This is a genomic window from Paraclostridium sp. AKS73 (genome assembly GCF_025671395.1).
GTDB lineage: Bacteria > Bacillota > Clostridia > Peptostreptococcales > Peptostreptococcaceae > Paraclostridium > Paraclostridium benzoelyticum.
Genome location: NZ_JAIXHU010000020.1, coordinates 23,948 through 45,393 on the forward strand (window position 1 = coordinate 23,948; position 21,446 = coordinate 45,393).

Annotated in this window: 23 protein-coding genes and 3 pseudogenes; all 26 read left to right on the top strand. The window is 34.8% G+C overall.

Features of this window, described 5'->3' with window-relative positions; genetic code table 11:
- Positions 1–91: 91 nt before the first annotated feature.
- The 26 genes and pseudogenes from rpoB (at position 92) to rpmD (ending at position 21,423) form a co-directional block, all read left to right on the top strand.
- Positions 92–3,793 carry a DNA-directed RNA polymerase subunit beta gene (gene rpoB / locus LEQ07_RS11730; RefSeq protein ID WP_263330774.1) on the top strand — a complete coding sequence of 1,234 codons (3,702 nt, stop codon included), beginning with the start codon at positions 92–94 and terminating at the stop codon, positions 3,791–3,793.
- A gap of 43 nt (positions 3,794–3,836) precedes the next feature.
- On the top strand, positions 3,837–7,316 hold the full coding sequence (rpoC, locus tag LEQ07_RS11735) for a DNA-directed RNA polymerase subunit beta' (RefSeq protein WP_263330775.1): 3,480 nt from the start codon (positions 3,837–3,839) through the stop codon (positions 7,314–7,316).
- A gap of 316 nt (positions 7,317–7,632) precedes the next feature.
- Entirely contained in the window at positions 7,633–8,061 is a 429-nt protein-coding gene (gene rpsL / locus LEQ07_RS11740; RefSeq protein WP_263330819.1) for a 30S ribosomal protein S12, read from the top strand.
- A 112-nt stretch (positions 8,062–8,173) separates the two neighbouring features.
- Positions 8,174–8,644 carry a 30S ribosomal protein S7 gene (gene rpsG / locus LEQ07_RS11745; protein ID WP_263330776.1) on the top strand — a complete coding sequence of 157 codons (471 nt, stop codon included), beginning with the start codon at positions 8,174–8,176 and terminating at the stop codon, positions 8,642–8,644.
- Positions 8,645–8,700: 56 nt separating this feature from the next.
- Positions 8,701–10,767 carry an elongation factor G gene (gene fusA / locus LEQ07_RS11750; protein WP_046823506.1) on the top strand — a complete coding sequence of 689 codons (2,067 nt, stop codon included), beginning with the start codon at positions 8,701–8,703 and terminating at the stop codon, positions 10,765–10,767.
- 98 nt (positions 10,768–10,865) lie between these two features.
- On the top strand, positions 10,866–12,059 hold the full coding sequence (gene tuf, locus LEQ07_RS11755) for an elongation factor Tu (protein WP_046823501.1): 1,194 nt from the start codon (positions 10,866–10,868) through the stop codon (positions 12,057–12,059).
- Between the two features lie 449 nt (positions 12,060–12,508).
- Positions 12,509–12,820: a 30S ribosomal protein S10 gene (rpsJ, locus tag LEQ07_RS11760; protein ID WP_021431502.1), complete on the top strand. Its 312-nt coding sequence runs from the start codon at positions 12,509–12,511 to the stop codon at positions 12,818–12,820.
- Positions 12,821–12,911: 91 nt separating this feature from the next.
- A complete protein-coding gene (rplC, locus tag LEQ07_RS11765) occupies positions 12,912–13,541 on the top strand; it encodes a 50S ribosomal protein L3 (RefSeq protein ID WP_025162558.1) in 630 nt (209 codons plus the stop codon).
- 28 nt (positions 13,542–13,569) lie between these two features.
- Positions 13,570–14,193 carry a 50S ribosomal protein L4 gene (gene rplD / locus LEQ07_RS11770; protein WP_021431504.1) on the top strand — a complete coding sequence of 208 codons (624 nt, stop codon included), beginning with the start codon at positions 13,570–13,572 and terminating at the stop codon, positions 14,191–14,193.
- Positions 14,193–14,483 (top strand): 50S ribosomal protein L23, encoded by a 291-nt coding sequence (gene rplW, locus LEQ07_RS11775; RefSeq protein WP_025162559.1) that lies wholly within the window; start codon positions 14,193–14,195, stop codon positions 14,481–14,483. The genes rplD and rplW overlap by 1 nt, the downstream gene beginning before the upstream one ends.
- A 31-nt stretch (positions 14,484–14,514) precedes the next feature.
- Positions 14,515–15,345 carry a 50S ribosomal protein L2 gene (gene rplB / locus LEQ07_RS11780; RefSeq protein ID WP_025162560.1) on the top strand — a complete coding sequence of 277 codons (831 nt, stop codon included), beginning with the start codon at positions 14,515–14,517 and terminating at the stop codon, positions 15,343–15,345.
- Positions 15,346–15,378: 33 nt separating this feature from the next.
- The gene (gene rpsS / locus LEQ07_RS11785) at positions 15,379–15,660 is read left to right on the top strand and encodes a 30S ribosomal protein S19 (RefSeq protein ID WP_021428212.1); all 282 of its coding nucleotides are present in this window, start codon (positions 15,379–15,381) and stop codon (positions 15,658–15,660) included.
- A gap of 33 nt (positions 15,661–15,693) precedes the next feature.
- Entirely contained in the window at positions 15,694–16,029 is a 336-nt protein-coding gene (rplV, locus tag LEQ07_RS11790) for a 50S ribosomal protein L22 (protein ID WP_021428211.1), read from the top strand.
- Between the two features lie 21 nt (positions 16,030–16,050).
- Positions 16,051–16,850 (top strand): annotated as a pseudogene (rpsC, locus tag LEQ07_RS11795) (30S ribosomal protein S3).
- Positions 16,851–16,883: 33 nt separating this feature from the next.
- Positions 16,884–17,315 (top strand): 50S ribosomal protein L16, encoded by a 432-nt coding sequence (gene rplP, locus LEQ07_RS11800; RefSeq protein ID WP_021428207.1) that lies wholly within the window; start codon positions 16,884–16,886, stop codon positions 17,313–17,315.
- A gap of 1 nt (position 17,316) precedes the next feature.
- On the top strand, positions 17,317–17,520 hold the full coding sequence (gene rpmC / locus LEQ07_RS11805) for a 50S ribosomal protein L29 (RefSeq protein WP_021122014.1): 204 nt from the start codon (positions 17,317–17,319) through the stop codon (positions 17,518–17,520).
- Between the two features lie 23 nt (positions 17,521–17,543).
- Positions 17,544–17,798, top strand: a complete 255-nt coding sequence (gene rpsQ, locus LEQ07_RS11810) for a 30S ribosomal protein S17 (RefSeq protein ID WP_021428205.1) — start codon at positions 17,544–17,546, stop codon at positions 17,796–17,798.
- Between the two features lie 25 nt (positions 17,799–17,823).
- Positions 17,824–18,191 (top strand): annotated as a pseudogene (gene rplN, locus LEQ07_RS11815) (50S ribosomal protein L14).
- A gap of 22 nt (positions 18,192–18,213) precedes the next feature.
- Positions 18,214–18,519, top strand: a complete 306-nt coding sequence (rplX, locus tag LEQ07_RS11820; protein WP_021428210.1) for a 50S ribosomal protein L24 — start codon at positions 18,214–18,216, stop codon at positions 18,517–18,519.
- A gap of 24 nt (positions 18,520–18,543) precedes the next feature.
- Positions 18,544–19,086, top strand: a complete 543-nt coding sequence (gene rplE / locus LEQ07_RS11825) for a 50S ribosomal protein L5 (protein ID WP_021431508.1) — start codon at positions 18,544–18,546, stop codon at positions 19,084–19,086.
- A gap of 17 nt (positions 19,087–19,103) precedes the next feature.
- Positions 19,104–19,289: a type Z 30S ribosomal protein S14 gene (locus tag LEQ07_RS11830; RefSeq protein ID WP_021127555.1), complete on the top strand. Its 186-nt coding sequence runs from the start codon at positions 19,104–19,106 to the stop codon at positions 19,287–19,289.
- 32 nt (positions 19,290–19,321) lie between these two features.
- The gene (gene rpsH / locus LEQ07_RS11835) at positions 19,322–19,720 is read left to right on the top strand and encodes a 30S ribosomal protein S8 (protein WP_021428203.1); all 399 of its coding nucleotides are present in this window, start codon (positions 19,322–19,324) and stop codon (positions 19,718–19,720) included.
- Between the two features lie 30 nt (positions 19,721–19,750).
- A pseudogene (gene rplF, locus LEQ07_RS11840) lies at positions 19,751–20,291 on the top strand (50S ribosomal protein L6).
- A gap of 34 nt (positions 20,292–20,325) precedes the next feature.
- Complete coding sequence (rplR, locus tag LEQ07_RS11845) at positions 20,326–20,694, top strand: 50S ribosomal protein L18 (RefSeq protein WP_021428220.1); 369 nt, start codon at positions 20,326–20,328, stop codon at positions 20,692–20,694.
- A gap of 18 nt (positions 20,695–20,712) precedes the next feature.
- Positions 20,713–21,222 carry a 30S ribosomal protein S5 gene (rpsE, locus tag LEQ07_RS11850; RefSeq protein ID WP_021428196.1) on the top strand — a complete coding sequence of 170 codons (510 nt, stop codon included), beginning with the start codon at positions 20,713–20,715 and terminating at the stop codon, positions 21,220–21,222.
- Between the two features lie 15 nt (positions 21,223–21,237).
- Positions 21,238–21,423: a 50S ribosomal protein L30 gene (rpmD, locus tag LEQ07_RS11855; protein ID WP_021127557.1), complete on the top strand. Its 186-nt coding sequence runs from the start codon at positions 21,238–21,240 to the stop codon at positions 21,421–21,423.
- The last annotated feature ends 23 nt before the right edge of the window (positions 21,424–21,446 follow it).

Sequence of the window (21,446 nt, forward strand, 5' to 3'; positions counted from 1 at the left end):
TATTGAAAAAAGCTTGCAATTATGTTAGAATTATTAGATGCGTTAGAATAAACTATGGTTTTATTTTTAATTATTGAGAGGTGAAAAGTGAATGCCACATCCTGTCACGATAGGTAAGAGAACTAGAATGAGCTACTCAAAAATAAAAGAGATAGCTGATGTACCAAATCTTATAGAAATACAATGCGATTCCTATGAGTGGTTTTTAAAAGAAGGTTTAAAAGAAGTGTTTGAAGACATTTCACCTATAGAAGATTATACAGGTAATCTTATATTAGAATTTGTTGATTATTCTTTAGACGAGAAACCGAAGTATGACATAGAAGAATGTAAAGAAAGAGATGCAACATATTGTGCACCTCTAAAAGTTAAAGTAAGACTTATAAATAAAGAAACAGGTGAAATAAAAGAACAAGAAGTATTTATGGGTGACTTCCCTTTAATGACAGAAAAGGGAACTTTCATAATAAACGGAGCAGAAAGAGTTATAGTAAGTCAGTTAGTTAGATCTCCTGGAGTTTACTATGCTCAAGAAATGGATAAGTCAGGTAAAAGACTTATATCATCTACTGTTATACCAAACAGAGGTGCGTGGTTAGAATACGAAACTGATTCTAATGATGTTATATCTGTAAGAGTTGACAGAACAAGAAAACAACCTGTTACAGTCTTATTAAGAGCATTTGGAATAGGTTCAGATGCAGAAATAATAGAGCTATTAGGCGAAGATGAAAGATTAATGGCTACATTAGAAAAAGATAACACAAAAACTGTTGAAGAAGGTCTTATAGAAATATACAAAAAATTAAGACCAGGTGAACCTCCAACAGTAGAAAGTGCATCATCATTATTAAATGCATTATTCTTTGATGCTAAGAGATATGACTTAGCTAAAGTTGGTAGATACAAGTTTAACAAAAAACTTGCATTATGCTATAGAATAATGAACAAAATTTCAGCTAACGATATTATAAATCCAGAAACAGGGGAAGTATTTGTTAAAGCTGAAGAAAAAATATCTTTAGAGGTAGCTGTTGCTATACAAAACTCAGGAATAAATGTTGTTGAGTTATTGACTGAAGATGAAAAAGTTGTAAAAGTTATAGGGAATAACTTTGTAGATATAAAATCACATATAAACTTTGATATAGACGATTTAAGGATAAAAGAAAAAGTTCACTACCCAACTTTAAAAGAAATTTTAGATGAGTATAGTGAAGAAGAAGAGATAAAAGAAGCTATAAAATCTAGAATGAAAGAACTTATACCAAAGCATATATTATTAGATGACATAATTGCTTCTATAAGCTACCAATTTAATATATTCTATGGAATAGGTAATATAGATGATATAGATCATTTAGGAAACAGAAGAATAAGATCAGTTGGTGAATTACTACAAAACCAAGTTAGAATAGGTCTTTCAAGAATGGAAAGAGTTATAAAGGAAAGAATGACGGTTCAAGATATGGAATCTATAACTCCTCAAGCATTAGTAAACATAAGACCTGTTTCAGCTGCAATAAAAGAATTCTTTGGTAGTTCTCAGCTATCACAATTCATGGACCAAACAAACCCATTATCAGAGTTAACTCACAAGAGAAGACTATCAGCACTTGGACCAGGAGGACTTTCAAGAGAAAGAGCTGGATTCGAAGTTCGTGACGTTCACCATTCTCACTACGGAAGAATGTGTCCGATAGAGACTCCAGAGGGACCAAACATCGGTCTTATAAACTCTCTAGGAACATATGCAAAAATAAATGAATTTGGATTTATAGAGTCTCCTTATAGAAAATATGATAAGGACAGCGGAAAAGTTACAGATGAAATACATTACTTAACAGCTGACGAAGAAGATTTATTCATAAGAGCTCAAGCAAATGAACCTTTAGATGATAATGATGCATTCGTAAACAGCAGAGTTGTATGTAGAACTGTAAATGGTGCCATGGAATTAGTTCCTACTGAAAAAGTTGACTACATGGATATATCTCCTAAGCAAGTTGTGTCTATAGCAACAGCTATGATACCATTCTTAGAGAATGATGACGCCAACCGTGCGCTTATGGGATCGAACATGCAACGTCAAGCAGTACCACTAGTAAGAAGAGAAGCACCTATCATAGGTACAGGTGTTGAATATAGAGCTGCTAAAGACTCTGGAGCAGTTGTAGTTGCTAAAAATGCTGGTATAGCAGAAAGAGTAAGTGCAGAAGAGATAATCATAAGAAGAGAAGATGGAAATAAAGATAGATATAAGTTACTTAAGTTTAAGCGTTCAAACCAAGGTACTTGTATAAATCAAACTCCTATAATAAATAAAAATGATAAGATAGAAGCTGGAGATGTTATAGCTGATGGACCATCTACTGAAATGGGAGAAGTAGCTTTAGGAAGAAACTGCTTCATAGCATTCATGACATGGGAAGGTTACAACTATGAGGATGCTATCTTAATAAATGAAAGACTTGTAAAAGAAGATAGACTATCTACTATTCATATAGAAGAATATGAATGTGAAGCTAGAGATACTAAACTAGGACCAGAAGAAATAACTAGAGATATACCTAACGTCGGAGAAAGTGCTATAAAGAACTTAGACGAAAGAGGTGTAATCAGAATAGGTGCAGAAGTTGACTCTGGAGATATATTAGTAGGTAAAGTAACTCCTAAAGGAGAAACAGAACTTACTGCAGAGGAAAGATTACTTCGTGCTATATTCGGAGAAAAAGCTAGAGAAGTTAGAGATACTTCATTAAAAGTACCTCATGGAGAATCTGGTATAATAGTTGACGTAAAAGTGTTCACAAGAGAAAATGGAGATGATTTATCTCCAGGAGTGAATGAATTAGTTAGATGTTATATAGCTAAGAAGAGAAAAATAAGAGTTGGGGATAAAATGGCTGGACGTCATGGTAATAAAGGGGTTATCTCAAGAGTATTACCTGAAGAAGATATGCCATTCATGGAAAATGGTCAACCACTTGATATAGTTCTTAACCCACAAGGTATACCATCTCGTATGAACATCGGACAGGTTCTTGAGGTTCATTTAGGTCTTGCTGCTAAAACTTTAGGATGGCATGTAGCTACATCAGTATTTGATGGAGCGAAAGAGCCGGATATAAGAAAAGCATTAGTAGAAGCAGGATACCCAGAAGATGGAAAAGTAACTTTATATGATGGTAGAACTGGAGATGCGTTTGACAATAGAATTACAGTTGGATATATGTACATGTTAAAACTACATCATTTAGTTGATGATAAGTTACATGCAAGAAGTACAGGACCATACTCTTTAGTAACTCAACAACCGCTTGGTGGTAAAGCACAATTCGGTGGTCAGAGATTCGGAGAGATGGAGGTTTGGGCATTAGAAGCATATGGTGCTGCTCACATACTTCAAGAAATTCTTACAGTTAAGTCAGATGACGTTGTAGGGCGTGTTAGAACTTACGAAGCTATCGTTAAAGGTGAAAATATACCTGAACCGGGTATACCAGAATCATTTAAAGTTTTAATAAAAGAACTTCAAAGTTTATGCTTAGATGTAAAAGTATTAACAGAAGAAGATCAAGAAATAGAAGTAAGAGAATCTATAGATATAGATGAGGATGCTAAAGAGTTTGAATTAGATGTTATGGAAAACATAAGCGAACTTGAAGAAAATAGCATAGTTGAAGAAATAGATAATCTTGAAACATCAGAAGAAGAAGTAGAAGAATTAGAATTTGAAGAAGACGTAGTTTACGAAGACTTAAATTACGACGATGAAGACTTTGATATATAGTTTCTTATTTTAAGTAAATCTCAAATAGAAGGGAGAGAACTCCTTGTTTGAACTAAACAATTTCGAGTCAATAAAAATAGCATTGGCTTCTCCAGAAAAAATAAGACAATGGTCTAGAGGAGAAGTAAAAAAGCCTGAAACAATAAACTACCGTACACTTAAGCCTGAGAAAGATGGTCTTTTCTGTGAAAGAATATTTGGACCACAAAAGGACTGGGAGTGTCACTGTGGAAAGTACAGAAGAGTTAGATATAAAGGTGTTGTTTGTGATAGATGTGGAGTAGAAGTAACTAAGGCGAAGGTAAGAAGAGAAAGAATGGGACATATAGAGCTAGCAGCTCCTATGTCTCATATCTGGTACTTCAAAGGGATACCAAGTAGAATGGGACTTCTACTTGATATGTCTCCTAGATCGTTAGAAAAAATATTATACTTTGCATCTTATGTAGTAACTAATCCTGGTGAAACGGGATTAAATGAAAAGCAATTATTAACAGAAAAAGAATACAGAACTGCTGTAGAAAAGTATGGATATAATACTTTCGAAGTAGGAATGGGTGCTGAAGCTGTTAAGAAGCTTTTACAAAACATAGACTTAGAGCAACAAAGTAAAGAATTAAGAGCTGAACTAAAAGATAGTACAGGTCAAAAAAGAGTTAGGACTATAAGAAGATTAGAAGTTGTAGAAGCATTTAAGAAATCTGGAAATAAACCAGAGTGGATGATATTAGATGCTATTCCAGTTATACCACCTGATTTAAGACCGATGGTTCAATTAGATGGAGGAAGATTTGCAACATCTGACTTAAATGACTTATACAGAAGAGTTATAAATAGAAATAACAGATTAAAGAGATTATTAGAGCTTGGAGCTCCAGACATCATTGTAAGAAATGAGAAGAGAATGCTTCAAGAAGCTGTAGATGCTTTAATAGACAATGGTAGAAGAGGTAGACCGGTAACTGGACCAGGAAATAGACCATTAAAGTCGTTATCAGATATGCTTAAAGGTAAGCAAGGTCGTTTCCGTCAAAACTTACTTGGTAAGCGTGTTGACTACTCAGGACGTTCTGTTATAGTTGTTGGACCGGAACTTAAATTCTATCAATGTGGTCTTCCTAAGAAGATGGCTCTTGAATTATTCAAGCCATTCGTTATGGATAGATTAGTTAAAGAAGGATATGCACACAACATAAAGAGTGCAAAATCTATAGTAGAAAAAGTTAAGCCGGAAGTTTGGGATGTATTAGAAGATGTTATAGAAGGACATCCAGTAATGCTTAACCGTGCTCCGACTCTGCATAGATTAGGTATACAAGCGTTTGAACCAGTTTTAGTTGAAGGAAAAGCTATAAAGTTACATCCATTAGTATGTACAGCGTACAACGCTGACTTCGATGGTGACCAAATGGCGGTACATGTTCCTTTATCTGTTGAAGCTCAAGCTGAGGCAAGATTCTTAATGTTATCTATAAATAACATACTTGCTCCTAAAGATGGTTCTCCTATAACTACTCCTTCTCAGGATATGGTTCTAGGATGCTACTACTTAACAATAGAAGCTCAAGAAGGTGCTAGAGGTACTGGAATGGTCTTCAAAGATTATAATGAAATGATGCTTGCTTATGATAATAAGGCAGTTACATTACACTCATTAGTTAAAGTAAGAAGAACTGTTGAGGGTGTTGGAACTCAATTAGTAGAAGCAACTGTTGGTAGATTTATATTCAATGAAAATATACCTCAAGACTTAGGATTCGTTGATAGAAACGAAGATAAATTTGCTTTAGAAGTAGATTTCTTAGCAGATAAAAAGTCTTTAGGAAAAATAATAGATAAGTGTTTCAGAAAGCATGGAAACACAGTAACTGCTGAGATGTTAGACCATATAAAATCTTTAGGATTTAAATATTCTACAAGAGGTGGTATAACTGTTGCTGTTGCAGATATGAAAATACCAGAAGCTAAGAAAGGTTATATAACTGAAGCTGAAGGTAAGGTTGATAAATATGAAAAAGCATATAGAAGAGGTCTTATATCTAACGAGGAAAGATATGAGAGAGTAATAGAAACTTGGACAGAAACTACTGAAAAAGTTACAGATGCTCTTATGGCTAACCTAGATAGATTAAACAACATCTTCATAATGGCTCACTCTGGAGCCAGAGGTTCTAAGAACCAGATAAGACAGTTAGCTGGTATGCGTGGTCTGATGGCCAATGCATCTGGTAAGACAGTTGAAATACCAGTTAAATCTAACTTCCGTGAAGGTTTATCAGTACTTGAATACTTTACATCTTCACATGGAGCTAGAAAGGGTCTTGCCGATACAGCTCTACGTACAGCTGACTCAGGATACTTAACAAGAAGACTTGTTGATGTCAGTCAAGATGTTATTGTTAGAGATGTTGATTGTGGGACAACAGAAGATACAGAAATCTTTGCAATAAAAGATGGAAATGAAGTAATAGAAGAATTATATGATAGAATAGTGGGAAGATACACTATAGATCCTGTAGTTCACCCAGAAACAGGTGAGGTAATCGTTGAAGCTGATTCTATGATACAAGAAGATCAAGCTGAAAAAATTATAGAAGCGGGAATAGAAATAGTTAAGATAAGAACAGTTCTTAATTGTAAAACTAACCATGGAGTATGTTCTAAGTGTTATGGTAGAAACTTAGCTACTGGTAAAGAAGTTAATATAGGAGAAGCTGTTGGTATAATAGCTGCTCAATCAATCGGTGAACCTGGTACTCAGCTTACAATGCGTACATTCCATACAGGTGGGGTTGCCGGAGGAGATATAACACAAGGTCTTCCAAGGGTAGAGGAATTATTTGAAGCTAGAAAGCCAAAAGGTCTTGCTACAATAACTGAAGTATCAGGTAGAGTAGAGATAGATGAAACTGGTAAGAGAAAAGAAGTTACAGTAGTTCCAGAACAAGGAGAATCACAAGTGTATGCTATACCGTATGGTTCAAGATTAAGAGTTAAGAATGGTCAATTTGTAGAAGCTGGAGAAGCTTTAACTCAAGGATCAATAAATCCTCATGATATAGTAAGAGTTAAAGGTATTGAAGGTGTTCAAGACTATGTTGTTAAAGAGGTTCAAAGAGTTTATAGAATGCAAGGGGTTGACATCAACGATAAACACATAGAGGTAATTGTTAGACAAATGCTATCTAAAGTTAAAGTTGAAGATCCAGGTGATACTGATTTATTACCAGGAGGATATGAAGATGTTCTTACATTCAATAAAACAAATGAAGAAGCTGAAGCTCAAGGCTTAAGACCTGCATCAGCTAAGAGGGTTTTACTTGGTATAACTAAAGCATCTCTTGCAACAGAATCTTTCTTATCAGCTGCATCATTCCAAGAAACTACTAGAGTATTAACAGAAGCTGCTATAAAAGGAAAAGAAGATCACTTAATAGGTCTTAAAGAAAATGTTATAATAGGTAAGTTAATACCAGCAGGAACAGGAATGAAGAGATACAAAAATATAGCAGTTGAAAAATAGAAGAATAATTTTACTTTGTTATATAAACTAAACATCCTTGACATAAGGTGTCGCTGATGCTAAAATGTAAAGGTATGTGAAGTAAGATATTAAATATTACTAAGGGCTAAGCTCTTAGTAATATTTTAAATATATTTTATTTTAACTAATAAAAAGCATAATAATATGCACCAAACTAAAGAGCTAAAACCACAAATGTGTGTTATAGACATTTATTGCATTGTAGCAGATTTGCTACATATTATATCAATATGAGGCCATATTGATGTAGTTGGCGGTCATTTAAGATCGAAAAATTTGGAAGGAGGTGCAGATGATGCCAACAATTAACCAATTAGTTCGTAAGAAAAGAAAAGCGATAGAAAAGAAATCTACTGCTCCAGCATTACAAAAAGGATACGATTCTTTACACAAGAAATCAACTGATACTAGTGCTCCACAAAAAAGAGGAGTTTGTACTTCAGTTAAAACATTTACTCCTAAGAAACCTAACTCAGCTTTAAGAAAAGTTGCCAGAGTTAGATTAACTAACGGTATAGAAGTTTCTGCTTATATACCAGGAGAAGGACACAACTTACAAGAGCATAGTGTTGTTCTTATAAGAGGAGGAAGAGTTAAAGACCTTCCAGGGGTTAGATACCACATATTAAGAGGTACATTAGACACAGCTGGTGTTGATAAGAGAATGCAAGCTAGATCTAAGTACGGTGCTAAGAGACCTAAAGCTGCAAAAATAAGCAATTAAAAATCAATTATAGTTCGGTGCTTTAAATATATATATATTTATGGCATCACGGCGTTTTATATGATGTCGAGTACCTATGATTTAAGATTAAATAATTAAGGAGGGAAGCAAAATGCCAAGAAAAGGTAATGTTCCAAAGAGAGAAGTTTTACCAGATCCAGTATACGGAAGTAAGGTAGTAACTAAGTTAATAAACAATTTAATGATAGATGGAAAAAAAGGGAAATCTCAAAAAATAGTATATGATGCTTTCGAGATAATTGCTGAAAAAACTGGAGAAAATGCTTTAGAAGTTTTCGAAACAGCTATGAACAACATCATGCCTGTTTTAGAGGTTAAAGCTAGAAGAGTTGGTGGAGCTAACTACCAAGTTCCAGTTGAGGTTAGACCTGAAAGAAGACAAACTTTAGGATTAAGATGGTTAGTAAACTATACTAGAGCTCGTGGTGAAAAAGGTATGGTTGAAAAACTAGCTAAAGAAATAATGGATGCTGCTAACAATACAGGAGCTTCTGTTAAGAAGAAAGAAGATACTCATAAAATGGCAGAAGCTAATAAAGCATTTGCTCACTACAGATTCTAATAATAGGATATATTTGATATCCTTTTATTAGATAGGATGTCGTAAGGAGGAGAATCATGGCTAGAAAGTTTCCTTTAGAAAGAACTAGAAATATAGGAATCATGGCTCATATAGATGCTGGAAAAACTACTACTACAGAAAGAATCCTATTCTATACAGGGCAAACTCATAAAATAGGAGAAACTCACGAAGGAGCTTCTCAAATGGACTGGATGGAGCAAGAGAAGGAGAGAGGTATAACAATAACTTCTGCTGCTACTACTGCTGCATGGAAAGACCATAGAATAAACATAATAGATACACCAGGTCACGTCGACTTTACAGTTGAGGTTGAAAGATCTCTAAGAGTTCTTGATGGATCAGTTGCTGTATTCTGTGCTAAGGGTGGGGTTGAACCTCAATCTGAGAATGTATGGAGACAAGCTGATAATTACGGTGTACCTAGAATAGCATTCGTAAATAAGATGGACATCATGGGTGCAGATTTCTACAATGTTGTACAAATGATGAAAGACAGATTAAGTGCAAATGCTGTACCAATGCAATTACCAATAGGTAAGGAAGATTGGTTAGAAGGTGAAGTTGACTTATTAGAAATGAAAGCTCATATCTATAAAGATGACTTAGGTATTGAAATAGAAATAACTGAAATACCAGAAGATATGAAAGAATTAGCTCAAGAGTGGAGAGAAAAAATGGTTGAAGCAGTAGCTGAAACTGACGAAGAGTTAATGATGAAATATCTTGAAGGTGAAGAGCCAACTATAGAAGAATTAAAAGCTGCTATAAGAAAGGCTACAATAGCTTGTGAACTTAACCCAGTATTCTGTGGATCTGCTTACAAGAACAAAGGTGTTCAGTTATTATTAGATGCTGTTATAGACTACTTACCAGCTCCAACTGATATAGCTTCTATAAAAGGTATATTAGAAGATGGAGAAGAAGCAGAAAGACATTCATCTGATGAAGAACCATTCTCAGCTTTAGCATTCAAAATAATGACTGACCCATTCGTTGGGAAGTTAGCATTCTTCAGAGTTTACTCAGGAACACTAGAAAGTGGTTCTTATATCCTGAATGCTACTAAAGGTAAGAGAGAGAGAATAGGACGTATACTACAAATGCATGCTAATACTAGAGAAGAAATATCTATAGTATATGCAGGGGATATAGCTGCAGCAGTAGGATTAAAAGATACTACTACTGGAGATACTTTATGTGATCCAGCTAACCCAATAATACTTGAATCTATGGAATTCCCTGAGCCAGTTATAGATGTTGCTATAGAGCCTAAATCAAAAGCTGCTCAAGAAAAGATGGGTGTTGCTCTTCAAAAGTTAGCTGAAGAGGATCCAACTTTCAGAGTTAGAACTGATGAAGAAACTGGACAAACTATAATCGGTGGTATGGGTGAATTACACTTAGAGATAATAGTAGACAGATTATTAAGAGAATTTAAAGTTGAAGCTAACGTTGGTGCTCCACAAGTTGCTTATAGAGAAACTATAACTCAACCAGTTGATGTTGAGTACAAGTACTCTAAGCAATCAGGTGGTAGAGGACAATATGGTCACGTTAAGATCAGAGTTAATCCTCAAGAACCAGGTGAAGGATATAAATTTGAAAACAAAACTGTTGGTGGATCTGTACCGAAAGAGTACGTTGGACCAACAGATGCAGGTATACAAGGAGCTATGGCTTCAGGTATAGTTGCTGGATACCCAGTTGTTGACGTTGCTGTTGAGTTATACGATGGATCATACCATGAGGTTGACTCTTCAGAAATGGCATTCAAGATGGCAGGATCAATGGCTATGAAGGACGCTCTTAAGAGAGGAAACTCTGTATTACTTGAGCCATACTTCAAAGTTGAAGTTGTTACTCCAGAAGAATACATGGGAGACGTTATGGGTGGATTAAACTCTAAGAGAGGTTTAATCCAAGGTATGGAAGCTAGATCTGGTGCACAAGTTATAAATGCATTCGTTCCACTTTCAGAAATGTTTGGATACTCTACAGAGTTAAGATCTTCTACTCAAGGTCGTGCAACATACACTATGATATTCGACCATTATGAGCAAGTTCCAGCTTCAGTTGCTAAAAAAATAGCTGAAGGTAAATAATTAATTAATTTAATTAATTTTGTATATAATAAAAAAGTAAGGCGAGGGAATCCTCGTCTTACAAAAAATAAAACCAATATTAAAGGGAGGAATTCAAAATGGCTAAAGCTAAATTTGAAAGAAACAAGCCACACGTTAATATAGGAACAATAGGTCACGTTGACCACGGTAAAACTACATTAACTGCAGCTATAACAAAAACATTATACGATAGATATCAATTAGGGGAAGCAGTAGATTTCGCTAATATAGATAAAGCTCCAGAAGAAAGAGAAAGAGGAATCACAATATCAACTGCTCACGTTGAATATGAGACTCCAAACAGACATTACGCTCACGTTGACTGCCCAGGACACGCTGACTACGTTAAGAACATGATAACAGGTGCTGCTCAAATGGACGGTGCTATATTAGTTTGTTCTGCAACTGATGGACCAATGCCTCAAACAAGAGAGCATATATTATTATCAAGACAAGTTGGTGTACCATACATAGTAGTATTCTTAAACAAATGTGATATGGTAGATGATGAAGAATTATTAGAGTTAGTTGAAATGGAAGTTAGAGACTTATTAAATGAGTACGAGTTCCCAGGAGATGACACTCCAATAGTAAGAGGATCTGCTTTAATGGCATTACAAGATTCTTCTTCAGAGTGGGGAGATAAAATAGTTGAATTATTCGAGCAAATAGACGAATATATACCAGCTCCAGAGAGAGATGTAGATAAAGATTTCTTAATGCCAGTAGAAGACGTATTCTCTATAACAGGTAGAGGAACAGTTGCTACAGGTAGAGTTGAAAGAGGAATATTAAAGGTTCAAGATGAAGTTGAATTAGTAGGTTTAGCTGAAGAGCCAAGAAAATTAGTAGTAACAGGAGTAGAAATGTTCAGAAAGTTATTAGACCAAGCACAAGCTGGAGATAACATAGGAGCATTAATAAGAGGTATACAAAGAAATGAAATAGAAAGAGGACAAGTTTTAGCTAAGCCAGGAACTGTTAAGCCTCACACTAAGTTCAATGCAGAAGTATACGTATTAAAGAAAGAAGAAGGTGGAAGACATACTCCATTCTTCGATGGATACAGACCACAATTCTACTTCAGAACAACTGACGTAACAGGAGCTTGTAAGTTACCAGAAGGTGTAGAAATGGTTATGCCTGGAGATAACATCCAAATGACTATAGAGTTAATAAACTCAATAGCAATAGAAGAAGGATTAAGATTCGCAATAAGAGAAGGTGGAAGAACAGTAGCATCAGGTGTTGTTGCTTCTATAATAGAGTAATCTATTATCCACTATATATAAGAGGAAGATGTTTATCATCTTCCTCTTTTTTATGTAACTAAAGAAATTAGAAATGTTTTTTATAAAGTGGAAATTAAGATAAATTGAAAATTTTATTTAATTATTATAAAAAATAAAATCATTGACAAAATTGCTGAAAGAATATATACTATCCTAGTACCCGTTAAGATTCTCAACACAAAATTTGTAGTAAGTTTTACATACAAAAATATTTTGTAAAATTATAAAAAACTTGAAAAAAGTAAAAATAATATAAACTATAATAGTGTGCTTGAGAGATGCGAAATGAAAGACAAGTAAAGTAATATCCTAGAGATAGGCGACGAGATGCCGATTTTTAAAAAAACACAACACACCCGGAACTGTGTATCGGTATCAGTCGTGCGTAACCAAAAAAATTAAACGTACGATAAAGGAGGGAAACTAAAATGGCTAACAATGGAAAAATAAGAATAAGATTAAAGTCATATGATCACAAATTATTAGATTTTTCAGCTGCTAAAATAGTTGAAACTGCTAAAAAAGCTGGATCACAAGTTTCAGGACCTGTGCCACTACCAACTGAAAAGCAAGTTGTAACTATATTAAGAGCTGTACACAAGTATAAGGACTCTAGAGAGCAATTCGAAATGAGAACTCATAAGAGATTAATAGACATAGCAAACCCAACACCTAAGACAGTTGACTCATTAATGAAGTTAGACTTACCAGCTGGTGTTGATATAGAAATAAAGTTATAAGATAAGCCTCTAAGATACGATCCTATAAGGCAACTATCTTAGAATGATTATGAGAAATCATAATCCGCTGTAAGATTATAGGAGGTGCGATATGAAAGGAATATTAGGAAAAAAGTTAGGAATGACTCAAATATTCACTGAAGCAGGGAATGTAGTACCTGTAACTGTTGTTGAAGCAGGACCAGTAGTGGTTACTCAAATAAAAACAACAGAAAAAGAAGGATACAATGCAGTTCAAGTAGGTTTTGTAGATGCTAAAGAGAAATCTTTAAACAAGCCTCAAAAAGGACATCTTGCTGCTGCTAACGTATTAAAGAAACACTTAAAAGAATTCAGAATGGATTCAGTAGAAGAGTTCACAGTAGGACAAGAAATGAAAGCTGATATATTTGCAGCTGGAGAAATGATAGATGTTACTGGAACAAGTAAAGGTAAGGGATTCCAAGGTCCAATAAAGAGACATGGTCAATCAAGAGGTCCTGAATCTCACGGTTCTAGATACCACAGAAGACCAGGTTCAATGGGAGCATGTTCTTTCCCAGGTAGAGTTTTCAAAAACAAAAAACTTGCTGGTCACATGGGTAGCGTTACAGTAACTGTTCAAAACTTAGAAGTAGTTAGAGTAGATGCTGATAAGAACCTTATATTAGTTAAGGGTGCTATACCAGGAGCTAAAGGTTCAGTAGTAACTATAAAAGAAGCAGTAAAGGCTTCTAAATAATAACTAACCTAAGAAAGGAGGAAGCACAATGCCAAAATTAAATATATTAAATGTTAATGGACAAAATGTTGGAGAAATCGAATTAGCAGAAGCTATATTCGGTGTTGAAGTTAACGAGCACGTATTATACGAAGTAGTTAAAAATCAATTAGCAAACAAGAGACAAGGTACTCAATCTGCTAAAACTAGAGCAGAAGTTAGAGGTGGCGGAAGAAAACCTTGGAAACAAAAAGGAACTGGTAGAGCAAGACAAGGTTCTATAAGAGCTGTACAATGGGTTGGTGGAGGAGTTGCTTTTGCACCTAAGCCAAGAGATTACAGCTACACTTTACCAAAGAAAGTTAGAAGATTAGCTATAAAATCAGCTTTATCATCTAAAGTTCAAAACAACGAAATAATAGTTTTAGATGCTTTAAACATGGAAGCTCCAAAAACTAAAGAATTCGTTCAAATATTAAAGAACATAAATGCTTCTAAGAAAGCTTTAGTAGTAACAGCTGAAAAGAACGAGAATGTTGTAAAATCAGCTAGAAACATAGAAGGTGTTCAAGCTGCTACAGTTAACACTATAAACGTTTATGACATATTAAAGTACGATACTTTCGTAATAACTACAGATGCAGTTAAGAAAGTGGAGGAGGTGTACGCATAATGACTAATCCACATGATATAATAATGAAACCAGTTGTAACTGAACAAAGTATGACTGAAATGGTTGAGAAGAAATACACTTTTGTTGTTGCTAAAAGCGCAAACAAAACTGAAATAAAGAAAGCTGTAGAAAGCATATTCGGAGTTAAAGTTGATAAAGTAAATACTTTAAACTACGATGGAAAAGTTAAGAGAATGGGTAGAAACGAAGGAAGAACTGCAAGTTTCAAGAAAGCAGTAGTTAAGTTAGCTGCTGATAGTAAAGAAATAGAATTCTTCCAAGGTATGTAATTAACCTTAATAAACAAAGGAGGGAAAACAGATGGCTATAAAAAAGTTTAGACCAACTTCTCCTGCCTTAAGACAAATGACAGTTTTAGTTTCTGATGAAATAACTTGTAATGAACCAGAAAGATCTCTTTTAGTTTCATTAAAAAAGAATTCTGGAAGAAACGTACATGGTAAAATAACTGTTCGTCACAGAGGTGGAGGAAACAGAAGAAAATATAGAATAATAGATTTCAAGAGAAATAAAGATGGAATACCTGCTAAGGTTGCTACTGTTGAGTATGATCCAAATAGAACTGCTAACATAGCATTATTAAACTATGCTGACGGTGAAAAAAGATATATACTAGCTCCAGTTGGAATACAAGTTGGAGATACTATATTATCAGGACCAGAAGCTGATATAAAGCCAGGTAACGCAATGGCATTAAAAGATATGCCAGTTGGTACAGTAGTACACAACGTTGAATTAAAGCCAGGAAAAGGAGCTCAGTTAGTTAGATCTGCTGGAGCATCTGCTCAATTAATGGCTAAAGAAGGAAAAACAGCATTACTAAGATTACCATCAGGTGAAATGAGATTAGTAAGCATAAATTGTAAAGCTACAATAGGACAAGTTGGAAACTTAGAACACGGTAACGTTGTTATAGGTAAAGCTGGTAGAAAAAGACATATGGGTATAAGACCTACAGTTAGAGGTTCTGTAATGAACCCTTGTGACCATCCACACGGTGGAGGGGAAGGTAGATCTCCAATAGGTAGAGCTAATCCAGTTACTCCTTGGGGTAAACCAGCACTTGGATATAAAACTAGAAAGAAAAATAAAGCTTCTGATAAGTTAATCGTATCAAGAAGAACTAAGTAATAGATTTATTTTTGCTCGAAAGGAGGAAATAAAATGTCAAGATCAACTAAAAAAGGACCTTTTATACATGCAAGACTTTTAAAGAAGATAGAAGATATGAATGCTTCTGGAAATAGAGAAGTTATAAAGACTTGGTCAAGATCTTCAACTATATTCCCACAAATGGTTGAACATACAATAGCTGTACATGATGGAAGAAAACATGTGCCAGTTTATATAACTGAAGATATGGTTGGACACAAGTTAGGTGAATTCGTTCCTACAAGAACTTTCAAAGGGCACAAGGACGACGAAAAATCTAATAAGAGAAGATAATTAAAGATCTAACTAAGGAAGGAGGAAATTGTAATGGAAGCAAAAGCTACTGCAAAATACGTACGTGTATCACCTAGAAAAGCAGGTCAAATATGCGGCCTTGTTAGAGGAAAAAATGTTGATGAAGCTTTAGCAATATTAAAGTATACTCCAAGAGGAGCTGCTTCAATAATAGCTAAGGTTGTAAAATCAGCGAAAGCTAATGCAGAAAACAATCACGAGATGGATGTTGAAAATTTATATATAGCTTCAATAGTTGCTAATCAAGGACCAACTATGAAGAGATTCATGCCTAGAGCTATGGGTCGTGCAACTATGATAAGAAAGAGAACTTCACATATAGAGGTTGTTCTTAAAGAGAAAAAATAATAATAGATAGGAGGGAAACACATGGGTCAAAAGGTTAATCCACACGGTTTAAGAGTCGGTGTTATAAAGGACTGGGACTCAAGATGGTTCGCAACTGATAAAAAAGAGTTCGGAAACTTATTATTAGAAGACCATAATATACGTAAATTCTTAAAGAATAAATTATACTCAGCTGGTGTTGCTAAGATAGAAATAGAAAGATCAGCAAACAAATTAAAGCTAGACTTACACGTTGCTAAGCCAGGTGTAGTTATAGGTAAAGGTGGAGCTGGAATAGAAGCTCTTAAAGCTGAGTTAGAAAAAATGACTAAAAAAATGTTATAGTTAACATAGTAGAAGTTAGAAACCCTGATAAAGAAGCTCAATTAGTAGCAGAAAATATAGCTTTAGCTATAGAAAGAAGGGTTGCTTTCAGAAGAGCTATGAAGCAAGCAATACAAAGAGCTATGAAATCAGGAGTTAAAGGTATAAAAGTATCTGCTTCTGGTAGACTTGGTGGAGCTGAAATGGCTAGAACTGAAGGATACAGCGAAGGAAATGTACCTCTTCAAACAATAAGATCTGACATAGAGTACGGATTTGCTGAAGCAAACACTACTTATGGAAAGACTGGTATCAAAGTTTGGATATGCAACGGAGAAGTTTTACCAACTAGAAACGGTGTAAACCCAAGAGAAGATAGAAGAGATAATAATAGAAGAGATAGAAGAGACAACAGAAGAAACGATAGAAGAAACGACAGAAGAAATGATAGATCTAACAACAACAGATCAAACAACAGAGGACCAAGACCTCAAAGAACTGAGAATAAACAAGCTTAATAGAAGCACAGTTAAGGAAGGAGGAAAATACTCATGTTAATGCCAAAAAGAGTAAAACGTCGTAGAGTACACAGAGGTAGCTTAGCTGGAAAGGCTCATAAAGGTAACAAAGTTACTTATGGAGAGTTCGGTTTAGTTGCTTTAGAGCCATCTTGGATAACTTCTAACCAAATAGAAGCTGCCAGAATAGCTATGACTAGATATATAAAAAGAGGGGGAAAAGTTTGGATAAAGATATTCCCTCACAAACCAGTAACAAGAAAACCTGCAGAAACTCGTATGGGTGCTGGTAAAGGTTCACCAGAATACTGGGTAGCAGTAGTTAAACCAGGAAGAGTTATGTTCGAATTAGCAGGTGTTTCAGAAGATAAAGCTAGAGAAGCAATGAGACTTGCTATGCATAAACTTCCAGTTAAATGTAAGTTTGTGAAACGTGAAGATTTAGAAGTAGAGGGTGGTGAATAGGATGAAAGCTAAAGAACTAAGAGATTTAACAAGCGAAGAGTTAATGAACAAGTTAAATGGTTTTAAAAGTGAATTATTTAGCTTAAGATTCCAATTAGCTACTGGTCAATTAGAAAACACAGCAAGAATCAAGTTCGTTAAGAAAGATATAGCTAGAGTTAAAACTATACTTGCTGAAAGAAAGTTAAACGAAACTAGAGCTTAATTTTGGAAAGGAGGCTGTCAAACATGGAAAGAGGAAGAAGAAAAGTAAGAGTAGGCCGTGTTGTTAGTAATAAAATGGAAAAAACAATAGTTGTTGCTGTTGAAGATTTCGTACGTCATCCATTATATAACAAGCCAGTTAAGAGAACTAAGAAATTTAAGGCTCACGATGAGAACAACGTATGTAGCATCGGAGATAGAGTAAGAATAATGGAAACTAGACCTTTATCGAAAGACAAGAGATTCAGACTAGTTGACGTTATAGAGAAAGTTAAGTAGTTTGTAGAGAAGGAGGGATTACGATATGATACAACAAGAATCACGTCTAAGAGTTGCTGATAACTCAGGAGCTAAAGAACTTTTAACTATCCGTGTATTAGGCGGAAGTAAAAGAAGATATGGTAACATAGGTGACGTTATAGTTGCAACTGTTAAAAGTGCAACACCAGGTGGAGTTGTAAAAAAGGTAAAGTAGTTAAAGCTGTTATAGTAAGAACTAAGCAAGGCGTAAGACGTAAAGATGGTAGTTATATATCATTCGACGAGAATGCTGCAGTTATCATAAAAGATGATAAAACTCCAGTAGGAACTCGTATATTCGGGCCTGTTGCTAGAGAGTTAAGAGACAACGACTTTATGAAGATAGTATCTCTTGCTCCAGAAGTACTATAATAAGGAGGTGCAATAGGACATGATGCGTGTTAAAAAAGGTGACACTGTTGTAGTTATAGCAGGAAAAGATAAAGGTAAAAAAGGTACAGTTGCTAAGGTTTTCACTAAAACTAATAAAGTATTAGTTGAAGGTGTTAACGTTATAACTAAACACCAAAAGCCAACTGCTGTTAACCCACAAGGTGGAATAATAAATAAAGAAGCCCCAATACACATATCTAACGTAATGCCAGTAGATCCTGAAACAGGAAAAGGTACTAGAGTTAGAGTTGAAGTTAAAGATGGGCAAAAAGTTAGAGTATCAGTAAAGAGCGGAAAAGAATTATAATAAGCTTGAAAGGAGGGACCACAAATGACTTCTAGATTACAAGAAAAATATGTTAAAGAAGTTGCTCCAGCTTTAATGGAGAAATTTGGATACAAAAATGTTATGGAAATACCTAAGTTAGAGAAAATAGTAATAAACATGGGTATAGGTGATGCAAGAGAAAATCCAAAAGGATTAGAAGCTGCAGTTGCAGAATTAGAAATGATATCTGGACAAAAGCCAGTTATAACAAAGGCTAGAAAATCAGTAGCTAACTTCAAATTAAGAGAAGGAATGCCTGTTGGAACTAAAGTTACTTTAAGAGCTGACAAGATGTTCTACTTCATGGACAAGTTAGTAAACATTTCTTTACCAAGAGTTAGGGACTTCAGAGGAGTTAATGCTAATGCATTCGATGGAAGAGGAAACTACGCTTTAGGATTAAAAGAGCAATTTATATTCCCTGAAATAGAGTACGACAAGGTTGACAAAGTAAGAGGAATGGATGTAATATTCGTAACTACGGCTAAAACTGATGAAGAAGCTAGTGAGTTATTAAGATTATTAGGAATGCCATATTCTAAGTAAATAAAGGAGGGATTCCAGTGGCTAGAAAAGCGATGGTTGTAAAACAACAAAAAAAGCAAAAGTACGCAACTAGAGAGTACACTAGATGTACAATATGTGGTAGACCACACTCTGTGCTAAGAAAATTCGGTATATGCCGTATATGCTTTAGAGAATTAGCTTATAAAGGTCAAATACCTGGTGTAAGAAAAGCAAGTTGGTAAGACTTGATTAAAATGGAAGGAGGTTTACAATTATGACAATGACAGATCCAATAGCAGATATGTTAACACGTATAAGAAATGCTAACATGGTTAAGCATGAAACTGTTGATGTTCCTGCTTCTAATATGAAGAAAGAATTAGCTAGAATCTTATTAGAAGAAGGTTTCATAAGAGGGTACGATGTTATAGAAGATGGAAAGCAAGGAATAATAAGAATACAATTAAAGTACGGACAAATAGGCGAGAGAGTTATAACAGGATTAAAGAGAATATCTAAGCCTGGTATGAGAGTTTACGCTGCTAAAGAAGAATTACCAAAAGTATTAAACGGATTAGGTATATCAATAATATCTACTTCTAAGGGTATATTAACTGACAAGCAAGCTAGAAATGCAGGCGTTGGTGGAGAAGTAATCTGCTACGTTTGGTAATAAAAACGAACAATGTAAGGAGGTGCAACTATGTCAAGAATAGGTGTTAAGCCAATAAACGTTCCTGCAGGTGTTGAAATAACTATAGCTGAAGATAACTTAGTTACAGTAAAAGGACCAAAAGGAACTTTAGAAAAGCAATTCAGTAATGAATTAGCTATAAAAAAGAAGAAAATACTGTATTAGTTGAGAGACCAACTAATAATAAAAACATAGATCTTTACACGGATTAACTAGAACTTTAATAGATAATATGGTAGTAGGTGTTACTACTGGATTCGAAAAGAAGTTAGAGTTAGTTGGTGTTGGTTACAGAGCTCAAAAACAAGGAAACAAGTTAGTTATGAACTTAGGATACTCTCATCCAGTTGAGATGGTAGATCCAGAAGGAATAACTGTTGAAGCTCCAAACCAAACTGAATTAGTTGTTAAAGGAATCGACAAGCAATTAGTAGGTAACTATGCTGCTAAGATAAGAGCTTGGAGAGAGCCAGAGCCATACAAAGGTAAAGGTATAAGATACGCTGGTGAAGTTGTAAGACGTAAAGAAGGTAAAACTGGTAAGAAATAATACCAAACATAAAAGCTAGAAAGGAGTGATCTCTGTGTTTAAAAAAGCTAACAAAAACGCAAATAGACTTCAAAGACATAAGAGAGTTCGTAGAAAAATAACTGGAACTACTCAAAGACCAAGATTATGTATATTTAGAAGTTCTAATAACATATATGCTCAAATAATAGATGATACAAACAGAGTAACTGTTGTTTCTGCATCTTCTTTAGAAGCTGAAATAAAAGGTGCTGTTAATCACTGTGGAAATAAAGAAGCAGCTAAAAAAGTTGGAGAACTTGTTGCTAAGAGAGCTGTAGAGAAAGGTATAACTGAAGTTGTATTTGACAGAGGTGGATACTTATATCACGGAAGAGTTCAAGAATTAGCAGAAGGTGCTAGAGAAGCTGGACTTAAGTTCTAATACAAAGGAGGGAAAATAATGCTACGTCGTAAACCAATAGATGCAAGACAACTTGATCTTCAAGAGAAAGTTATCGAAGTAAGACGTGTTACTAAGGTTGTTAAAGGTGGTAGAAACTTTAGATTTGCAGCTTTAGTAGTTGTTGGAGATGAAAACGGACACGTTGGTATAGGTGCTGGTAAAGCTATGGAAGTACCAGATGCTATAAGAAAAGCAGTTGAAGATGCTAAGAAGAATTTAATAACTGTACCTATGGTTGGTACAACTATACCTCACCAAACAAACGGACATTTTGGTGCTGGAAAAATATTAATAATGCCTGCTGCTCAAGGTACAGGAGTTATAGCTGGGGGACCTGCTAGAGCTGTACTTGAATTAGCTGGATTAAAGGATGTTAGAGCTAAATCTTTAGGAACTAACAACCCAAGAAACATGGTAAATGCTACAATAGAAGGTTTAAAATCTTTAAGAACAGCTGAAGATATAGCTAAACTTAGAGGTAAAAAAGTAGAAGATCTTCTAGGGTAAGGAGGTAGTAAAAAAATGGCTAAATTACAAATAAAGTTAGTTAGAAGTACAATAGGAACTACTCCTAACCAAAGAAAGAACGTAGAAGCGTTAGGATTAAGAAAAAGAGAGCAAGTAGTTGTTAAAGAAGACAACGCTCAAATGAGAGGTATAATAGCTAAAGTTAGTCACTTAGTAGAAGTTACTGAAATAGCTGAATAATAATTTAAACAAATACTAAGGGA

Bases quoted from the DNA above. Each gene is read 5' to 3' on its own strand.
- rpmC (WP_021122014.1), top strand. From the start codon at position 17,317: ATGAAAGCTAAAGAACTAAGAGATTTAACAAGCGAAGAGTTAATGAAC.
- rpsH (WP_021428203.1), top strand. From the start codon at position 19,322: ATGACAATGACAGATCCAATAGCAGATATGTTAACACGTATAAGAAAT.
- rplD (WP_021431504.1), top strand. From the start codon at position 13,570: ATGCCAAAATTAAATATATTAAATGTTAATGGACAAAATGTTGGAGAA.
- rpsJ (WP_021431502.1), top strand. From the start codon at position 12,509: ATGGCTAACAATGGAAAAATAAGAATAAGATTAAAGTCATATGATCAC.
- fusA (WP_046823506.1), top strand. From the start codon at position 8,701: ATGGCTAGAAAGTTTCCTTTAGAAAGAACTAGAAATATAGGAATCATG.
- rpsE (WP_021428196.1), top strand. From the start codon at position 20,713: ATGCTACGTCGTAAACCAATAGATGCAAGACAACTTGATCTTCAAGAG.
- rplC (WP_025162558.1), top strand. From the start codon at position 12,912: ATGAAAGGAATATTAGGAAAAAAGTTAGGAATGACTCAAATATTCACT.
- rpsL (WP_263330819.1), top strand. From the start codon at position 7,633: ATGCCAACAATTAACCAATTAGTTCGTAAGAAAAGAAAAGCGATAGAA.
- rplV (WP_021428211.1), top strand. From the start codon at position 15,694: ATGGAAGCAAAAGCTACTGCAAAATACGTACGTGTATCACCTAGAAAA.
- rplE (WP_021431508.1), top strand. From the start codon at position 18,544: ATGACTTCTAGATTACAAGAAAAATATGTTAAAGAAGTTGCTCCAGCT.
- rplW (WP_025162559.1), top strand. From the start codon at position 14,193: ATGACTAATCCACATGATATAATAATGAAACCAGTTGTAACTGAACAA.
- rpsQ (WP_021428205.1), top strand. From the start codon at position 17,544: ATGGAAAGAGGAAGAAGAAAAGTAAGAGTAGGCCGTGTTGTTAGTAAT.
- tuf (WP_046823501.1), top strand. From the start codon at position 10,866: ATGGCTAAAGCTAAATTTGAAAGAAACAAGCCACACGTTAATATAGGA.
- rplB (WP_025162560.1), top strand. From the start codon at position 14,515: ATGGCTATAAAAAAGTTTAGACCAACTTCTCCTGCCTTAAGACAAATG.
- rpoB (WP_263330774.1), top strand. From the start codon at position 92: ATGCCACATCCTGTCACGATAGGTAAGAGAACTAGAATGAGCTACTCA.
- rpsG (WP_263330776.1), top strand. From the start codon at position 8,174: ATGCCAAGAAAAGGTAATGTTCCAAAGAGAGAAGTTTTACCAGATCCA.
- rplX (WP_021428210.1), top strand. From the start codon at position 18,214: ATGCGTGTTAAAAAAGGTGACACTGTTGTAGTTATAGCAGGAAAAGAT.
- rplP (WP_021428207.1), top strand. From the start codon at position 16,884: ATGTTAATGCCAAAAAGAGTAAAACGTCGTAGAGTACACAGAGGTAGC.
- rpmD (WP_021127557.1), top strand. From the start codon at position 21,238: ATGGCTAAATTACAAATAAAGTTAGTTAGAAGTACAATAGGAACTACT.
- rpsS (WP_021428212.1), top strand. From the start codon at position 15,379: ATGTCAAGATCAACTAAAAAAGGACCTTTTATACATGCAAGACTTTTA.